Annotated in this window: 18 protein-coding genes; 9 read left to right on the top strand and 9 right to left on the bottom strand. The window is 63.6% G+C overall.

Annotation, left to right across the window (positions count from 1 at the left end):
* Positions 1–37 precede the first annotated feature (37 nt).
* From CO675_RS25865 to CO675_RS25855, 3 genes are read left to right on the top strand one after another with little or no spacing between them, the layout of a single operon-like run.
* Positions 38–859 (top strand): ABC transporter permease, encoded by an 822-nt coding sequence (locus tag CO675_RS25865; protein ID WP_097674663.1) that lies wholly within the window; start codon positions 38–40, stop codon positions 857–859.
* On the top strand, positions 856–1,836 hold the full coding sequence (locus tag CO675_RS25860; RefSeq protein WP_097674662.1) for an ABC transporter ATP-binding protein: 981 nt from the start codon (positions 856–858) through the stop codon (positions 1,834–1,836). Before CO675_RS25865 ends, CO675_RS25860 begins: the two co-directional genes overlap by 4 nt.
* Positions 1,829–2,842: an ABC transporter ATP-binding protein gene (locus tag CO675_RS25855; RefSeq protein ID WP_097674777.1), complete on the top strand. Its 1,014-nt coding sequence runs from the start codon at positions 1,829–1,831 to the stop codon at positions 2,840–2,842. The genes CO675_RS25860 and CO675_RS25855 overlap by 8 nt, the downstream gene beginning before the upstream one ends.
* On the opposite strand, the gene CO675_RS25850 is transcribed toward CO675_RS25855, so the two are convergent.
* Positions 2,827–3,402: an invasion associated locus B family protein gene (locus CO675_RS25850; RefSeq protein WP_245452919.1), complete on the bottom strand. Its 576-nt coding sequence runs from the start codon at positions 3,400–3,402 to the stop codon at positions 2,827–2,829. The two genes, CO675_RS25855 and CO675_RS25850, sit on opposite strands and share 16 nt — an antisense overlap.
* Before the next feature lie 435 nt (positions 3,403–3,837).
* On the opposite strand from CO675_RS25850, the gene CO675_RS25845 reads away from it, so the two are divergent.
* Positions 3,838–4,302 carry a GNAT family N-acetyltransferase gene (locus CO675_RS25845; RefSeq protein WP_097674660.1) on the top strand — a complete coding sequence of 155 codons (465 nt, stop codon included), beginning with the start codon at positions 3,838–3,840 and terminating at the stop codon, positions 4,300–4,302.
* Between the two features lie 109 nt (positions 4,303–4,411).
* Here CO675_RS25845 and CO675_RS25840 read toward each other — a convergent pair whose 3' ends face one another.
* The gene (locus tag CO675_RS25840) at positions 4,412–5,554 is read right to left on the bottom strand and encodes an epoxide hydrolase family protein (protein WP_097674659.1); all 1,143 of its coding nucleotides are present in this window, start codon (positions 5,552–5,554) and stop codon (positions 4,412–4,414) included.
* 303 nt (positions 5,555–5,857) lie between these two features.
* Here CO675_RS25840 and CO675_RS25835 point away from each other — a divergent pair, with 303 nt between their 5' ends.
* Positions 5,858–6,289, top strand: a complete 432-nt coding sequence (locus tag CO675_RS25835; protein ID WP_143279108.1) for a hypothetical protein — start codon at positions 5,858–5,860, stop codon at positions 6,287–6,289.
* 9 nt (positions 6,290–6,298) lie between these two features.
* Here the strand turns inward: CO675_RS25835 and CO675_RS25830 are convergent, their stop codons facing one another.
* The 6 genes from CO675_RS25830 to CO675_RS40120 all read right to left on the bottom strand — a co-directional run bounded on the left by CO675_RS25830 (position 6,299) and on the right by CO675_RS40120 (position 12,018).
* A complete protein-coding gene (locus CO675_RS25830) occupies positions 6,299–7,252 on the bottom strand; it encodes a hypothetical protein (RefSeq protein ID WP_097674657.1) in 954 nt (317 codons plus the stop codon).
* Positions 7,253–7,389: 137 nt separating this feature from the next.
* Positions 7,390–7,953: an S-(hydroxymethyl)glutathione synthase gene (gfa, locus tag CO675_RS25825; RefSeq protein WP_097674656.1), complete on the bottom strand. Its 564-nt coding sequence runs from the start codon at positions 7,951–7,953 to the stop codon at positions 7,390–7,392.
* 33 nt (positions 7,954–7,986) lie between these two features.
* The gene (locus tag CO675_RS25820; protein WP_097674776.1) at positions 7,987–9,096 is read right to left on the bottom strand and encodes an S-(hydroxymethyl)glutathione dehydrogenase/class III alcohol dehydrogenase; all 1,110 of its coding nucleotides are present in this window, start codon (positions 9,094–9,096) and stop codon (positions 7,987–7,989) included.
* Positions 9,097–9,146: 50 nt separating this feature from the next.
* Positions 9,147–9,623 carry a c-type cytochrome, methanol metabolism-related gene (locus CO675_RS25815; protein ID WP_198964746.1) on the bottom strand — a complete coding sequence of 159 codons (477 nt, stop codon included), beginning with the start codon at positions 9,621–9,623 and terminating at the stop codon, positions 9,147–9,149.
* Between the two features lie 124 nt (positions 9,624–9,747).
* Positions 9,748–11,550: a lanthanide-dependent methanol dehydrogenase XoxF5 gene (gene xoxF5 / locus CO675_RS25810; protein ID WP_097674655.1), complete on the bottom strand. Its 1,803-nt coding sequence runs from the start codon at positions 11,548–11,550 to the stop codon at positions 9,748–9,750.
* A gap of 129 nt (positions 11,551–11,679) precedes the next feature.
* Positions 11,680–12,018, bottom strand: coding sequence for a hypothetical protein (locus tag CO675_RS40120; RefSeq protein WP_198964750.1), 339 nt, complete (start codon positions 12,016–12,018; stop codon positions 11,680–11,682).
* Here CO675_RS40120 and CO675_RS25805 point away from each other — a divergent pair.
* Together CO675_RS25805 and CO675_RS25800 are read left to right on the top strand one after the other, a co-directional pair.
* Positions 11,972–12,946 (top strand): helix-turn-helix domain-containing protein, encoded by a 975-nt coding sequence (locus tag CO675_RS25805; protein WP_097674774.1) that lies wholly within the window; start codon positions 11,972–11,974, stop codon positions 12,944–12,946. The genes CO675_RS40120 and CO675_RS25805 overlap by 47 nt on opposite strands.
* A 29-nt stretch (positions 12,947–12,975) precedes the next feature.
* Positions 12,976–13,407: a YkvA family protein gene (locus tag CO675_RS25800; protein ID WP_198964742.1), complete on the top strand. Its 432-nt coding sequence runs from the start codon at positions 12,976–12,978 to the stop codon at positions 13,405–13,407.
* Here the strand turns inward: CO675_RS25800 and CO675_RS25795 are convergent.
* Positions 13,404–14,768, bottom strand: coding sequence for a histidine kinase (locus tag CO675_RS25795; RefSeq protein ID WP_097674654.1), 1,365 nt, complete (start codon positions 14,766–14,768; stop codon positions 13,404–13,406). The two genes, CO675_RS25800 and CO675_RS25795, sit on opposite strands and share 4 nt — an antisense overlap.
* Positions 14,769–14,945: 177 nt before the next feature.
* On the opposite strand from CO675_RS25795, the gene CO675_RS25790 reads away from it, so the two are divergent.
* Together CO675_RS25790 and fghA are read left to right on the top strand one after the other, a co-directional pair.
* Complete coding sequence (locus tag CO675_RS25790; RefSeq protein ID WP_097674653.1) at positions 14,946–15,566, top strand: response regulator transcription factor; 621 nt, start codon at positions 14,946–14,948, stop codon at positions 15,564–15,566.
* A gap of 24 nt (positions 15,567–15,590) precedes the next feature.
* Complete coding sequence (gene fghA / locus CO675_RS25785) at positions 15,591–16,436, top strand: S-formylglutathione hydrolase (protein ID WP_097674652.1); 846 nt, start codon at positions 15,591–15,593, stop codon at positions 16,434–16,436.
* Positions 16,437–16,517 lie beyond the last annotated feature (81 nt).

Here is a 16,517-nt window from a genome sequence, read left to right as displayed (position 1 = left end):
GCGCGACCGTGCTCCCTGCTAAATCGGAGCGGCCGCGATGAAGCTTGGAACCAGCGCGATCATCGGCGGGGCGCTGTTCGCGCTTGCGATCTTTGTCGGCCTGTTCGCGCCCTGGCTCGCACATACCGATCCGGTCATGGGTGCCAACCTCATGAATGCGGAAGAACCGCCGAGCTGGATCTGGTGGTTCGGCACCGACGCGCAGGGGCGCGACATTTATTCCCGCGTCGTGCATGGCGCGCGCATCTCGCTGACGGTCGGCATCGTCTCGCAGCTCGTCAATAGCGTCATCGGCGTGACGCTGGGCCTGACGGCGGGCTATTGGGGCGGCTGGTGGGACGATGTCGTCAACGGGCTGACCAATCTGATGCTGGCCATCCCCTCGCTGATCTTCGCACTCGCCATCATGGCGGTGCTTGGACCCGGCCTGACCAGCCTCCTGATCGCGCTCGGATTGACCAACTGGTCTTTCACGTGCCGGATCGCACGCGCTTCGACGCTGTCGCTCAAGAGCCAGGGCTACGTGCAGGCTGCGCGCGTGCTCGGTTATGGAGATCTGCGTATCATGATCACGCAGTTGCTGCCGAACATGGTCGGCCCGATCATCGTCATCGGCACGCTCGGCATGGGCGGCGCGGTATTGGCAGAAGCTTCGCTTTCATTCCTCGGCCTCGGCATCCGTCCGCCCTATCCAAGCTGGGGCAGCATGCTGTCGGAGGCGCGCGACCAGATCACCACGGCGCCATGGCTCTCGGTGTTCCCGGGCCTTGCCATCTTCCTGACGGTGCTCGGCCTCAATCTGCTTGGCGACGGCTTGCGTGACGTGCTCGATCCGCAATCACGGAGCCGGCGTACATGACGGCTCCTCCGCTGATCGAAGTCGAGGACCTGCGCATCGATCTCGACGACGGCGTCAAGCATGTTGCGGCGGTCGAGGGTGTCTCATTCCGTATCGATCGCGGCGAGACATTCGGCCTTGTCGGCGAATCCGGCTGCGGCAAGAGCATTACTGCACTCGCCTTGATCGGCCTGCTGCGCCGGCCGCTCGCGGTTGCCGCTGGCGCGATCCGTTTCGAGGGCCGCGAGATTCAAGGACTTTCCGCTGCCGAGCAGCGGGAGCTGCGTGGCAACCGCATTGCCATGATCTTCCAGGAGCCAATGACGGCACTCAATCCTGTCTCGCCGGTCGGCCGGCAGATCGCGGAGATGTTCGTGCTGCACAAGGGCAAGAGCTGGCGCGAGGCAAATCAGCTGGCGGTCGAAGCGCTGGCGAACGTGCGCGTCCCCGCGCCGGAGCGGCGGGTGAAGGATTACCCGCACCAGCTTTCGGGCGGCATGCGCCAACGTGTGATGATCGCCATCGCGCTGGCATGCGACCCGGATCTTCTGATCGCCGACGAGCCGACCACCGCGCTCGACGTGACGGTACAGGCGGAAATCATCGAACTGATGCGCAATCTGTGCGCCGAGCGAGGCACGGCGATCCTGATGATCAGCCACGATCTCGGCCTCGTCGCCAACGTTTGCCGCCGCGTCGGCGTCATGTATGCCGGCCGCATTGTCGAGGAGCGCGGCTCGGACGATATCTTCCGCGCCTGCGCGCATCCCTACACGCAGGGCCTGGTCGACTCGCTGCCGCGGCTGGGCAGTCGCGCAGCACTCGGCCGGTCGCGGCTCCGCGAGATCGCCGGTGTCGTCCCGGCGATCGCGGACTTTCCGAGCGGCTGCCGCTTCAATCCGCGTTGCGCACAGGCGACCGAGATCTGCCGGACCACCGCACCGGAGACGACATGGCTCGGTGCAGGCGGCCTCGTCAGGTGCCACCACCATGCATGACCTTGCGGCGAGGCCCGGCGACGATGTCATCCTCAGCGTGGAGGATCTCGCAGTGCATTTTCCGCTCGGCGGCGGCTTGCTGGGCGGCGGCCAGCGGCTGCTGCGCGCGGTCGACGGTATCGATCTCGAACTGAAGCGCGGCGAGTGCCTCGGTCTCGTCGGCGAATCCGGCTGCGGCAAGTCGACCGTCGCCCTTTTGCTGCTTGGGCTGCTGACGCCGACGCGAGGCAGGATCGTGCTCGACGGGCACGTCGTGACGGGCCAGCGATCGGTCGATCGAAAGCTGCTGGCCCGCACCGCGCAAATGGTGTTTCAGGATCCCTACGCCTCGCTCAATCCACGCCAGACCGTTCGCCGCACGCTAGAAGACCCGCTGCGCCTGCATGGCGTGACGGCCAAGAGCGAAATCGACGGACGCATTGCGGCGATGCTCAAACATGTCGGCCTGCGGCCCGAGCAGGCCGGCCGCTACCCGCATGAGTTCTCGGGTGGCCAGCGCCAGCGGATCGGCATCGCCCGTGCGCTGATCCTCAATCCCAAGATCGTCATCTGCGACGAACCGGTCTCGGCGCTCGACGTCTCGATCCGTGCCCAGATCATCAATCTGCTGCTGGAGTTGAAGGAGACTCTCGGCCTCTCCTACATCATGATCAGCCACGACCTCGGCGTCGTCGAGCACATGAGCGACAGGGTCGCGGTGATGTATCTCGGCCGCATCGTCGAGACGGGCGGCTGGCGCGAAATCTTCGAACGGCCGGCCCACCCGTATACGCAGACCCTGATCGCCGCGATTCCCGATCCGCTACGCCGCGCACCGCTTGCGACGACAAGGGGCGAGCTTCCCAATCCGCTCAATCCGCCGGACGGATGTGCATTCAGCCCACGCTGTCGCTACGCCGAAGCGGTGTGCCAGCGCGAGCCCGGGCCTTCGCTCCAAACACGCACCGACGGGCACGCGGTCCGGTGCTGGCGCGCTGACGAGATTGCCGGTCAGCCTCCAAGCTGAATGGTGCGTTCCAGCGCGGCGGCGAAGCCGTTGAGCGGGACATTGAAGACGACCGCCTGCCCGTTACTGATGTTCTGCGCGGCAACGGTGAGCGTCTTCGCCTTGCTGATCGTGTCGGTCACGACCGTGGGAAAAGATACCGGAAGCAAACAGCCTTGCGCGGTGCAGGTGGAGAACCGGGTCTGCTCCAGATCCTTGCCGTCGAGCTTGAGCACGGCCCCGGCGTCGAACTTCAGCCCGAACGGCATCAGGATGTTGCCTTCGGCCTTTCCATCCCTCGGAATCAGCTCGATGGCGAAGATTTGCTGATTGGTCTCCTTGGAGGTCTGTGTCTGTCCCAGGGTGCAGAGCTTGGCACCGCCGTCGAGCAGGCATTTGACGATCCAGTCTCCATAGGTCTCGCTGAGCGCGGAAGCGCCCTTGGGAAGCTGGATGGGGCGGACCACACCCTCCATCGCGGACGTCTGGCTCCTTGTGTCGATCGGAATCGAGACGGTGCCCCGGCTGGCATCCGGCTTCTCAGCAGTCCGAGCCGCTTGCGCCGAACCGATGCCGGCCATGATGATGAAAGCTGCGATTGCCCGAAGGCGTCTGTCTGTTGCGCTGTCTCTCGCCATGCATGCGCTCCGCCTCTTTACGTCCCGAAACCGACCTGCCATTTCGTGGGCATAATTCCCACGTATGTGAGACACGTGTACTTGGAGAGCCGCCGACATGCAAGAGACTATTGCCGCCGCCGTGATTGTTTCGATTGTTGCATTCTGCGGCGGGTATTTCTGGGCCGTTGCGCGCGAAGCCAGGATCGCGAACAAGCAGCGGCGGAAATGAGCGGCGCTCGACGGTCCGTACTGCGGCAATCCATCGCGACAGGTCCGTCATTCCGGGGCCCGCGAAGCGAGAAACCCGGAATCCATTCATCCACAAAGCCTGCGGCCCCGCCCCACCCTTCCTCCCGTGATTTGCCCGCGGGGCGCGTTTTCAATTAAGGTCGCCGGATGGACATGCTCGTCAAGCTCTATGCTTTGCCCGATTCCCGGCCCGCCTACGATCGATTGCTGAAGGCCGGAATTGTCATGCGCAGGGCGCTTGCGCCCGAAAAGCACAAGGTCGTGGCCTGGGTGCGGGAAACGTTCAGCGAAGCATGGGCCAGCGAAACCGAGGTCGCATTCAGCCGCCAACCGGCCTCCTGCTTCATTGCGATCCAGCAAAAGAAGATCGTGGGATTTGCCTGCCACGACGCCGCCTGTCGCAACTTCTTCGGTCCGACCGGCGTCGCGCCGAAGGCGCAGCAGGGCGGCATCGGCAAGGCGCTGCTGTTCGCCTGTCTCGAGGACATGAAACACCAGGGCTTCGGCTACGCCATCATCGGCGGCGTCGGGCCGGCAGAATTCTATGCAAAGGCCGTCGGCGCGGTGGCCATCGAAGGCTCCGCGCCGGGGATTTACCGGGGGCTGCTGTAGTTTGTGGTTCATAGGATGGGTAGGGCGAAGCGAAACCCATCATTCGTGCTGCACGCAAGGTCGATGGGTTTCGCTTCGCTCTACCCATCCTGCGCGTCGAACTACACAGCTAACCCAGCTTGCCGAAAAACTCCCGCACCTCGCCGACGAACAGCTCGGGCTGCTCGAACGCCGAGAAATGTCCGCCCTTCGGCATCTCACGCCAGTGCTGGATGTTGGTGAAATTCGTCTCCATCCATTTGCGGACCGGCGTGACGATCTCCTTCGGGAACACGGCAACGCCGGTCGGCACGCTCACCTTGTGCGGGGTTCGCTTGCCGGGCCCAAAGCTTTCCCAATAGAGCCGCGCCGACGACGCGGCCGTCTCGGTCACCCAATACAGCATGACATTGTCGAGCAGTTCGTCGCGGCTGAGGATGTTTTCCGGATGCCCGTCGCAGTCGGTCCAGGCCCAGAACTTTTCCAGGATCCAGGCCGCCTGCCCGCTCGGTGAATCCGTCAGCGCGTAACCAAGCGTCTGCGGCCGGGTGGACTGCTGCTTGGAATAGCCGGAATCCCAATCGGCATAGTATTTGATGCCGTTGAGCGCACGGGTCTCCTCCGGCGTCGGCTGTCCCTCGACATTGGGCCGGGTCGACATCGCAAGCGTGATGTGGATGCCGGCGCAGTGTGCCGCGTCCTGCCCGCCGATCGCGGTCGTGACCGCGGAGCCCCAATCGCCGCCTTGCGCAAAATACCTGGAATAGCCGAGCCGCTCCATCAGCACGGCCCAGGCGGTGGCGATGCGATCGACGCCCCAGCCTGTGGCGGTCGGCTTGGCCGAGAAGCCGAAGCCCGGCAAGGACGGGCACACCACATGGAAGGCATCGGCCGCGCTGCCGCCATGCGCCGTCGGATCGGTCAGCGGCTCGATCACCTTGTGGAATTCAACCACCGATCCCGGCCAGCCATGGGTGATGAGCAATGGCCGCGCCTCCGGGTGCCTGGAGCGGACATGGATGAAGTGGATGCCGAGCCCGTCGATTTCGGTCGTGAACTGGCTGAAGCGGTTGAGCTGCGCCTCGCGCTGCCGCCAATCATACCTCTCCGCCCAATAGTTGCAGACGTCCCTGATCCATTGCAGCGGCGCGCCCTGGCTCCAGTCGTCGACCAGCTCGGCCTCGGGCCAGCGGGTCCGGCGCAGCCGGGTGCGGAGATCCTCGAGGACATCGTCGCTGACGGCGATGCGAAACGGGCTGATGGCGGTATTCATGGCGTCTCCCGGGATGCAGAGCGTCCGGAGAAGATAGGTGCGCGCGGGCCGCCGATCAAACCCGCGCCGGGCCATTCGCGAGCCATCGCTTGCAGCGGCGGCACCGGGCCTGCTTGCCAGTCATCGGCAGGAGCGCGGCTGCGGCTATCCTGGCCGTCTGCACGAACCCTGCACGACAAACCGCGAATTCTGCACGACAAAATCCATCATCGGCGCCGCCATGTTGTTAGGACAGAAGCTGCGATCGATCGGCATGAATCGCAGGCGATCGAAGCACTCACGTCGCAGCGCATGGAGCTTGATGTGGCACTCTACCTGACGAGCATCATGAACGCGCAAGACGTTCTGTTGAAGCTGGGCGTGCCGCTTGTCGTGATGTTCGTGTCGGGATGGATCATCATCAGGGCTTGGGTGAGCAGGCATGGCATCGATCCGTCAGGGTTCTCGCCGGCAGCCTCGTCGGCCCTGTTTGCCCCTGTTCTCCTCGTCATGTACTTTTTCCTGCTGCAATTCATCACGCAGGAAGGCATTCCCGCCCACGCGGAGCTTGTCATTTTGTACGGCGCGATTTTCGCACCGACATTTCTCCTGCTGCTTCCACTCGGAATCACCTCCCTCATGCGGGTGCGCCGACGCAGGGCGCCGCTCGGCAATGGGCTGCTGTGCAGCGCGTTCGCGGCCTGGCCGGTCCTGCAGGTGGTGTGGATGTGTCTGCTGTTTGGAGAGTGGGAATAGCGCGCGGATCTACCTGCCGATCGCCGTCTCCAGCAGCGCCTGGGCCTGCTTGGCGGCTTCGGCGAATGCCGGCTGCTCCGGGGCGTGCTGAACGAAGCAGCGCTTGAATGCGTCATCGCCCTGCTGGCGCAGGTCGCCGAGCTTGTCATAAGCCTTCCGCGTGATCTGCTTGCGCTCGAGCTTCTCGGCCGCTTCGTCCGCCTTCTTGTTGTAGTCGGTCCGGATCGCCGTACAGGCCGGCACCTTCACGACCGGCTCGATCTCGCCATAGGCGATGTAGAACTTGCCGCCGGCAAGCGCCGCGACGAACACCTCGTCGGCGGCCTCGGGGGTTGTGTCCTGGGTGCGGCCGGCCAGGAACCCGTAAGTCAGGGTGGCCGACGCCGGTTTGACGATCGGCAGCTCGTTGAAGTTGATCACCGCGGCATCGGTCGAAATCGCCTGGGTGTAGAGGCCCTCGAACTTCAGGGCCGGCTCGATCTGCTGCGGCACGTTCTTGCTGCCCTTGTCCCACCACGTCTTGTGCTCGTGCAGCCAGCGCGTGAACAGGGCTTCGGAGGTAACGATGATATGGGCTTTCGGTTCGACAAAGCTGCCATCGGCGCGCTTCTCGCCGATCTTGCCGCCGTCCCTGCCCTTGTCGGCGTCGAAGCGGAGGCCATCCAGCATGCCGAACCCCATATCGCCCTTATATAGAGTATCGAGATTGAGCTGCGCGGGCGCAAAGCCGGGTCGGGCGGGCTGGGACAGGATCGCCGTCAGTTGCCCCTTCAGCTCGTCGCGCGCGGCGGCCTCCGCCTTGTCGACGGCCTCATTGATCTTGTTGTCGTTCGACAGCTTGGCGAATTTGGCGATCGCAGCGTCGCGCGCGGCGATGTAGCGGTCCTCCGGCGACACGGCGCGGGCCGGCGAAAGGAGCAGGATCGGGGATAGGACGAGGGCAAGGCGGAAAATAAAATGCATGCCCTGTGGTCGCCCGCAGGGCATGCAAGGTTCAAGGTCACGGGTACTACCAGCATATCCGCCGCCGACAGGCCCTCTGCCGGCACCGGATCTCGTCAGGGCCGGCCGGTCAGACCGTCCTCGTCAGACTGCCTTGGTCAGGCCGCCTTGGATTTCGCCACGTGGGTGGCAATCGCGTCCATCAGCGCCGGCGACAGGCAGTCATAGGGCTCGAGCCCAAGCTCCTTCAGCCGCGACCTGATCCCGGCCATATCGGCCGGCTTGACGCCGGACTCGATCACGGACGAGACGAAGGCGGCGAACCCGGGCGCTGCCGAGCCGGACTCCTGGAACAGCTCCGGATGGATGAAGTCGAGACCATAGAACGGATGGCCCTTGTTCTCGATCCGGCCGTACATATGCGTGCCGCATCCGGTGCAGGCATGGCGCTGGATCACCGCAGCCGCGTCGACGATCTTCAGCTTGTCGCCGTTCTCCAGCACGGTAACGTTCTCGCGCGGGACCACGGCGACCACCGAGAAAGTGGCGCCCGCAGGCTTCCAGCATTTGGTGCAGCCGCAGGCGTGGTTGTGGGCGACATCGCCCTTGACCCCGACCTTGACCTTCTTGTCCGCGCATTTGCAGACCAGTGTGCCGCCGGCAAAACTGCCGGAGCCTTGCTTGACGCCGTTGTCGACTGACGGGTGGATATGAACAGTCATTGACCTATCCTCCTAGTGCTTGGTGTTTTGATTTTAGAACACGACGACCGAACGGATCGACTTGCCCTCGTGCATCAGGTCGAAGCCCTTGTTGATCTCGTCGAGCTTCAGCACGTGGGTGATCATCGGATCGATCTGGATCTTTCCGTTCATGTACCAGTCGACGATCTTCGGCACGTCGGTGCGGCCACGCGCGCCGCCGAACGCGGTGCCCTTCCAGACCCGTCCGGTGACGAGCTGGAACGGCCGCGTCGCGATCTCCTTGCCGGATTCCGCAACGCCGATCACGACCGACACGCCCCAGCCGCGGTGGCAGGCCTCCAGCGCCTGGCGCATCACGTTGGTGTTGCCGGTACAGTCGAAGGTGTAGTCGGCGCCGCCGTCGGTCAGGCCCACCAGATGCTGCACGATATCGCCGCTCACCTTGGTCGGGTTGACGAAATGCGTCATGCCGAACTGGCGGCCCCAATTGTCCTTTGAGTCGTTGATGTCGACGCCGATGATCTTGTCGGCGCCCACCATCTTGGCGCCCTGGATCACGTTGAGGCCGATGCCGCCGAGGCCGAATACGACGACGTTGGAGCCCGGCGTCACCTTGGCGGTGTTGACGACGGCGCCGACGCCGGTGGTGACGCCGCAGCCGATGTAGCAGCTCTTGTCGAACGGCGCGTCCTCGCGGATCTTCGCCACCGCGATCTCAGGCAGAACGGTGAAGTTCGAGAAGGTCGAGCAGCCCATATAGTGGAAGACCGTCTTGCCCTTGTGGCTGAAGCGCGAGGTGCCGTCGGGCATCACGCCTTTGCCTTGCGTCGCGCGGATCGCGGTGCAGAGATTGGTCTTCTGACTCAGGCAGCTTTTGCACTGGCGGCATTCGGGCGTGTAGAGCGGGATCACGTGATCGCCCGGTTTCACCGACGTCACGCCGGCGCCGACCTCGCGAACGATGCCGGCGCCTTCGTGCCCGAGTACCGAGGGGAAGATGCCTTCGCTGTCGAAGCCGTCGAGCGTGTAGGCATCGGTATGGCAGATACCCGTCGCCTTGATCTCGACAAGGACCTCGCCGGCCTTGGGTCCTTCCAGGTCGAGCTCGACGATCTCAAGCGGCTTCTTGGCTTCGAATGCGACTGCGGCGCGGGTCTTCATCTTGGTCTCCACAAAACATCAAACAGGTTTGTCATTCGCGCCGGTCACGCTCAGTTCTTGTTGCCCATGCAGGCGTCTTCCGCCTTTCCGTAGGCATCCGACTTGTCTTCGTGCTTGGCCGGTCGAACACGCCCAACCGCATCATTGGCGCGGGCGCGCAGGTACACATAGAGGTCGTCCATGTAGCAGGCAACGTTCGGATTATCGCCGAATGCCGGCATGACGTTTTCCTGCGACGTCGACACGTTCTTGCGCCCGCTCGCGACCACACCCATGAAGTCGGCATAGCTCATGGTCTTCAGCGAATCCTTCAACGCCGGCGCGTATGTCGAGCCCATGCCGTCGGGACCGTGGCAGACGTGGCACTCCGAATGATAACGGCGGTAGCCGGAGTAGGTGTACCAGTCCACCGTACCGTCGGACGCGACCTTGAACGTCGGGTTTCCATCCTTGTCGAGATACTTGCCGTCCTCGGACTTGACGGCGGTCGGATCACCCACGTCCTCGGCGGAGGCAACTCCTCCCATTGCCACGACGAAGATCGCGGCAGTCACAAACCAGATCTTACGCAAAAGCATATCCTCGCGTGCGGATTGAAGACGGACCGGCGCATGGAGATCGCTCCACGCGCCGGAACGAGGGTTGCTCAGCTCACTGCGGCAGCGAGAACACGGTGAGCGTGCCGCCGAGCGCGGTGTAGTTGCTCAGCGCGGCATAACCGCCGACTGCACCGAGACCGGCCGTCGGATCAGTCAGACCGGCCGCGAGGCCGATGCCTGCCCAACCGCCAACACCCGACAGCACGGCGATGTACTGCTTGCCGCCGTTCTCATAGGTCGTGACGTTGCCGATGATGCCGGACGGGGTCTTGAACTTGTAGAGCTCCTTGCCCGTCTTGGCGTCGACTGCCTTCAGGTAGCCTTCCAGCGTGCCGTAGAACACCACGCCGCCGGCGGTCGCGAGTGCACCCGACCAGACCGAGAACTGCTCCTTGTTCGACCAGACGATCTTGCCGGTCTTGCCGTCCCAGGCGATGAAGTTGCCCATGTTGGTCTCACCCGGAGGCGGATACATCGACAGCGTCGCGCCGACATAGGGCTGACCTGCGGTGTAGCTCACCTTGAACGGCTCGTAGTCCATGCAGACGTGGTTGGTCGGCACGTAGAACAGCTGGGTCTCCGGCGAGTAGGCTGCCGGCTGCTCGTCCTTCGAACCCAGCGCCGCCGGGCAGATGCCCTTGACGTTATGGTCTTCGCCGGCCTTGTCGGTCGACGCTGCGTCAAGAACCTTCGGACGACCATAGGTCGGCGAGTCCTTCTTCATGTCGACGCCCGAGGTCCAGTTCACCTTCGGATCGTACTTCTCGGCGACCAGCAGTTCGCCGGTGGCGCGGTCGAGCGTGTAGCCGAGGCCGTTACGGTCGAAGTGGGTCAGCAGCTTGCGCGGCTTGCCATCGATCGACTGATCCGAAAGGATCATCTCGTTGATGCCGTCATAGTCCCATTCGTCATGGGGCGTCATCTGGTAGACCCATTTGGCGACGCCGGTATCCGGGTTACGCGCCCAGATCGTCATCGACCACTTGTTGTCGCCGGGACGCTGCTTCGGATTCCAGGTCGAGGGGTTGCCCGATCCGTAGTACACGAGGTTCAGTTCGGGATCATAGGAGATCCAGCCCCAGGTCGCGCCGCCGCCGATCTTCCACTGATCGCCTTGCCACGTCTTCAGGCTCGAGTCCTTGCCGACCGGCTTGCCGAGTTCGGTGGTCTTGTCGTCGACCAGGATCTGGTCATCCGGACCTTCCGAGTATCCGCGCCAGACCAGCTTGCCGGTCTTGATGTCGTAGGCGCTCATGTGGGCCTGAACGCCGAACTCGCCGCCGGAGATGCCGATCAAGACCTTGTCCTTGATCACCATCGGTGCGGAGGTGCCGGTCGATCCCTTGCTCGGATCGCCGTTCTTCACCGTCCATTCCACCTTGCCGGTCTTGGCATCGAGTGCGACCAGCGTGGTGTCTGCCTGGTGCAGGAAGATCTTGCCGTCACCATAGGCGACGCCGCGGTTGACCGTGTCGCAGCACATCACCGGAATGACGTTCGGATCCTGCTTCGGCTCGTACTTCCAGACGATCTGGTTGTCCTTGGAAAGGTCAATAGCGTAGACCTTGTTCGGGAACGGCGTGTGCACGTACATCATGTTGCCGATGATCAGCGGGCCGCCTTCGTGACCGCGCAGCACGCCGGTCGAAAACGTCCACGCTACCTGCAACTTTCCGACGTTCTGGGCGTTGATCTGATTCAGCTTCGAATAGCGCTGATTGGTGTAGTCGCCGGTCGGCATCACCCAGTCTTTCGGGTTCTGCGCCATCTTGTGGAGTTCGTCATTGGCGTTGGCAGCTCCGGCGGCGAACACCGCCATTGCCCCAAGGCTGGTCGCGTAAAGCAACTTGCGCATCGTGGATTTCCTCCCAGGTTCAAGAGCTCAAGGGTTTCCGCCGAAACGGCCCCACTTCTTCCATTTTGGTACCCAAGTGATAGTCCGATCGAATCCCGCTGACTTGCCCAGCAGCGAAGCGCCGTTTGCTCAGAAGCGAAGCATTGTCAGATTTTTGCGGTCGGGCCGCGAATAAGCGGTAAAGGCTGCTTCATGCTGCAGGGCATCAAACGTCTCCGGCGCTGTTCCAGTGTCGGATAGAACCGGCCCAAGGTTGCGCTTGACGCGCCCAGAACTAAGTCGGAGGATCGCCCGGCTTTGATCGGGAAGAAATCCCGCCGCCTCCCCAAACTGTTCAGAATCAGGGAGAAGGCGCATCATCCCGGACCAGAATTTGGCGCGATGGGCAGTCACGTTGGGGATCGAATCGGTGGCTGGAAAGATGACCGACACAGTCCATTCACTCAGCACGAACGGATTGACGCCCAAGCGGCAGATCCAGCGCTGGTCGGATGCGCTCACTGACCTCTGCGGTCAGTTCGACGTCGATGCGCTGGAAGGATCCTCGCTCGAGGGCCGGATCAATTTCACGACCGTATCGCGATTGAAGCTGTGCCAGATCGAGGCAAGCCAGCACCGCATCGCGCATACCATCTCGCGCATCAGGCTGAGCGAGCACCCCTACATCAAGATCGTATTTCAGACCCACGGCGTCTCGCATTTCGAGCAGGACGGTCTGCACTTCGACATCATGCCGGGCGACTGCTTCGCCTACGATGTGTCGTGTCCGCACACGATCATCAGCCCGTCGCTGACGCGCCACGAGGTTGTCATCGTTCCGAAGGACCTGCTCAAGGAGCGCGGCTTCCAGCTCTCCAAGATGGCGCCGTGCAAGCTGTCGGCGCGCAACGGCACCGGCCGCATCGCCTATGATTTCGTCCATGCCGCGTTCGGCGAGGCGCCGACGCTGACCCCGGTCAACGCCGTCGGCGTCGCCGATGCGCTGATCGACCTGCTGCTGCTGCCGCTGCGCGAGACCGGCGCGATGTTCGACCGCGGCAGCGCCGAGGCGACCTATGTGCGCGCCCAGGGCTTCATCCGCGAGCATCTGCGCGATCCCGATCTCTGCATCGACCGCATTTCCGCGGCGCTCGGCTGTTCGAAGCGCTACCTGCACATGCTGTTCAGCGATCGCGGTATGACGGTCAGTGACTACATCTGGAAGGCCCGGCTGCAGAATTGCCGGCAGGAGCTGGAATCGCAGAACGGCAAGACCATCACGGACGTTGCGTTCTCCTGGGGCTTCTCGAGCTCATCGCATTTCAGCCGTGTGTTCCGAAAGTATTTTGGCATCGCCCCCTCCTCCGTGCACAAGGGTCTGCACGGCGGCATGCCGGTCGATGTGGTCCTGGAATAGCGTTTCGCCTGACGTGCGGGCGCCACGCCATGTCGTCCAACAAACTGTCCTCAATCAAACTTTCCTCGATCAAGTTGTCCTCAATCAAGGATTGGGCGCGCAACCTCAAACGAGACAGCGTTGCGCTGTATCTCGCGTCGCGCGATCCGCGCGTACCGTGGTACGCAAAAGCCCTCGCCGTCGCTATCGCGGCCTATGCACTCTCCCCCATCGACCTGATTCCGGATTTCATCCCGGTCATCGGCTATCTCGACGATCTGATCCTGCTGCCGCTCGGCATCTGGCTTGCGATCTCGCTCGTTCCGGATGAGGTGATGGCAGAATGCCGCGCCAAAGGCGGCGCCGTCCTGCAGCGCCCGACCAGTCGCGCGGGAATGATCGCGATCATCGTGCTCTGGATCGCCGGCGCACTCGCACTGGGATGGGCCGTCTTCGCATGCTGGCCGCGAACCGCGCCCTAAGCCTGCGCGGCCTTTGGCACAAGTGCCTCGACCGTCACGCCGTCATCGCTGGAATTGATCTTGAGCGTGCCTCCGAGCGCGAGGATTCGTTCCTGCATGCCGGTCAAACCGCGGCCGAGCCGGTGATCCCTGAGCAGGCCGCGGCCGTTGTCGCGGACGCGCACCAGCGCGCAGCCGCGGCTGCCGCGCAGGCCGGTCGGCCGCTCCGCAGGCTCGATCGTGATATCGACCGCCGTTGCGCCGGCGTGGCGGAACACATTGGTCAGCGCTTCCTGCACGATACGATAGATCGTCAGATCGGCCGTCTCGCCGGTCTCGCCGAGATCGGGCGATATGCGGCTCTCGATCTCCACCTCAGGATGGGTCTCGCCCCATAGCCGCAGCAGCGCGCCAAGCGCTTCCGCGAGCCCAAGCTCTGCCAAACCCACCGGCCGCAATCGCTCCAGGATGCGGCGAGTGAACTGCTGAAGCGCGTTGACCTGCTCGAGGATAGCGCTGCCGTGCTTGCGGAGCGCGGCAGGATCGGGCTTTTCGACCTCCGACAGCCGCGTCAGCGCGCCGGCATGCGCGCGCAGCGCGAACAGATAGGGCCCGAATTCATCGTGCAATTCGCGCGCGATCTCCTTGCGTTCGGAATCCTGCAGCGAAACCGCACGTTCGGCCAGCTGCCGCTTGCTGTCGACGGCTTCGCCAAGGGTCGCCGCCAAATGGTTCAGTTTGGCACAGATCGCGGCCAATTCAGGCGATCCGCCCGGCTCGACGCGTGCATCGTAATCTCCCGCCTCGATACCGGTCATGGCCTGCGACAGCGCTTCCAGCGGCGCAAGCGCGCGGCCGACCACCAGCATGGTCACCAGCAGCAGCGCCACCGCGATCGCGGAGCCGATCTCGAGCTGGGTGACGATGCCATCCCAGATCTCGGCCATTTCGTCATCGGGATGCGAGGTGATGACGAGCGATTGCGGCTTGCCGTGAACCGAGATCGGCACCCGCACCGAGGTCTGCTCGGGATGAACCAGCGCGACGAACCACTCCGGCGGAGCGCGCGGATCGCCTGCCTCCCCGGGGTGCTCGGCAGACTTTGCGGTCGCGTCATCCTGCCGCGTGATGCTGACGTGACGCAGCCGGCTCAGATCCTGGACGATCTGGTCGAGCCGCGCATCCGGATCCGGCGCCTCGTCAAGACCGGCCACCATCGTCGCGACAAACTCGCGCGCCAGCCGGATCACGCTCTGATCCTCGGCCTGGACGCGCGGCCCCGCTTCGAGCACGAGCCGCGCAATATTGATGCCGAGCCCAAGCGCCAGTATCAGCGCCAGCAGCAGGTTGATCCGTGCGCGCAAGGATAGCTTTTGCCACATGACGTTGCCCCCGACCGCGATCCCTCCTCCGAGAGGATCGTTGACAGCCAAATTTGCCCGGCTATCTAATCGCACCCTATCGCAATCTCGTGCGAGGTGCACAACCGGTCGAAACCGAGGTGTTCTTCGCGCAAATCGATGTCACGATGAGTCGAAGCAGGTCGCCGGAACAACGCCATGCGCATTCTGATCGTTGATGATCATCCCATCGTGGCCTCCGGTTGTCGCACCGTGTTCGCCGACGATCCCGAGATCATCCTGCTGGAAGCTGCGGATGCCGAAAGCGGCGAACGGGCGTTCGTCGCGGAGAAGCCCGATCTCTGCGTGATCGACATCAACCTGCCGACGGTCTCCGGCTTCGAGCTGGCGCGTCGTATCCTGTCGCGCGATGCATCCGCGCGTCTCATCATGTTCAGCATGAACGACGACCCGGTGTTCGCCGCCCGCGCCATCGACATCGGCGCCAAGGGCTACGTCTCGAAGACCGGCGACCCCAACGATCTGGTGGAGGCGGTGCGCGAGGTCGGCAATGGCGGCGTCTACCTGCCGCCGGCGATCGCGCGCAACGTCGCCTTTGCGCGGCCGGGCTTTGCGCAAAATCCACTCTCCAAGCTCACTTCGCGCGAGATGGAGATCCTGCGCCTGCTCAGTTCCGGCAAGAGCCTGTCGGAGATCGCCTGGCTGGTGCATTCGTCATACAAGACGGTCGCGAACACGTCATCGATCATGCGCCAGAAGCTTGGCGTGCGCACTTCGGCAGAGCTGGTGCGGCTGGCGATCGAGAGCGGCGTCGCCTGACGTCGCGCTCCAACACAGAGGAATATGACGATGCAGACGGTTTCCCAGAACAAGTCGCATGGCGGCACGCAAGGCGTTTACCGGCACCCAAGCCGCGAAACCAAGACCGACATGACCTTCTCGGTGTTCGTCCCCGCGCATGCAGCCGGGGCCAAGCTGCCCGTCGTCACCTATCTGTCGGGGTTGACCTGCACGCACGCCAACGTCACCGAGAAAGGTGAATTCCGGCAGGCATGCGCCGAGCTCGGCCTGATCTTCGTTGCGCCCGACACCAGCCCGCGCGGCGAAGGCGTCCCCGGCGATCCCGCCAATGCCTACGATTTCGGCCTTGGCGCAGGCTTCTATGTCGATGCGACCGAGCCGCCGTTCGCGACCAATTACCGGATGTGGAGCTACGTCACCGAGGAATTGCCAAAACTGATCGCCGAGCAATTCCCGGTCGACACGGCGCGGCAATCGATCCTCGGTCACTCCATGGGCGGCCATGGTGCGCTGACGGTGGCGCTGCGCTATCCCGATCGCTATCGCGCGGCGAGCGCGTTTGCCCCGATCGTGGCGCCATCGCAGGTGCCGTGGGGCAACAAGGCGCTGGGCGGCTATCTCGGCGATAACAAGCAGGCGTGGCGCAAGCATGATGCGGTTGCGCTGATCGAGGACGGCGCCCGGTTCTCCGATCTGCTGGTCGACTATGGCGATGCCGACGGCTTTCTTACCGAACAGCTGCGGCCCGAGCTCCTGAAGGCCGCCTGCGAGAAGGCCAACATTCCCCTCACCCTGCGGCGTCAGCCGGGTTACGACCACAGCTATTACTTCATCTCGACCTTCATGGCCGATCATCTGCAGTGGCACGCCGCGCGGCTGAAGGCGTGATGCTTTCCCCAGCCAAGGCGGCGTGATACCAAAATATCGAAAACAACCCCATGCAAAGTAGCCGGCGGCGGCCGACGTCGA

This window comes from Bradyrhizobium sp. C9 (assembly GCF_002532045.1).
In the GTDB taxonomy this organism is placed as follows: Bacteria; Pseudomonadota; Alphaproteobacteria; order Rhizobiales; family Xanthobacteraceae; genus Bradyrhizobium.
This window is presented reverse-complemented; position numbering and strand designations above follow the sequence as displayed.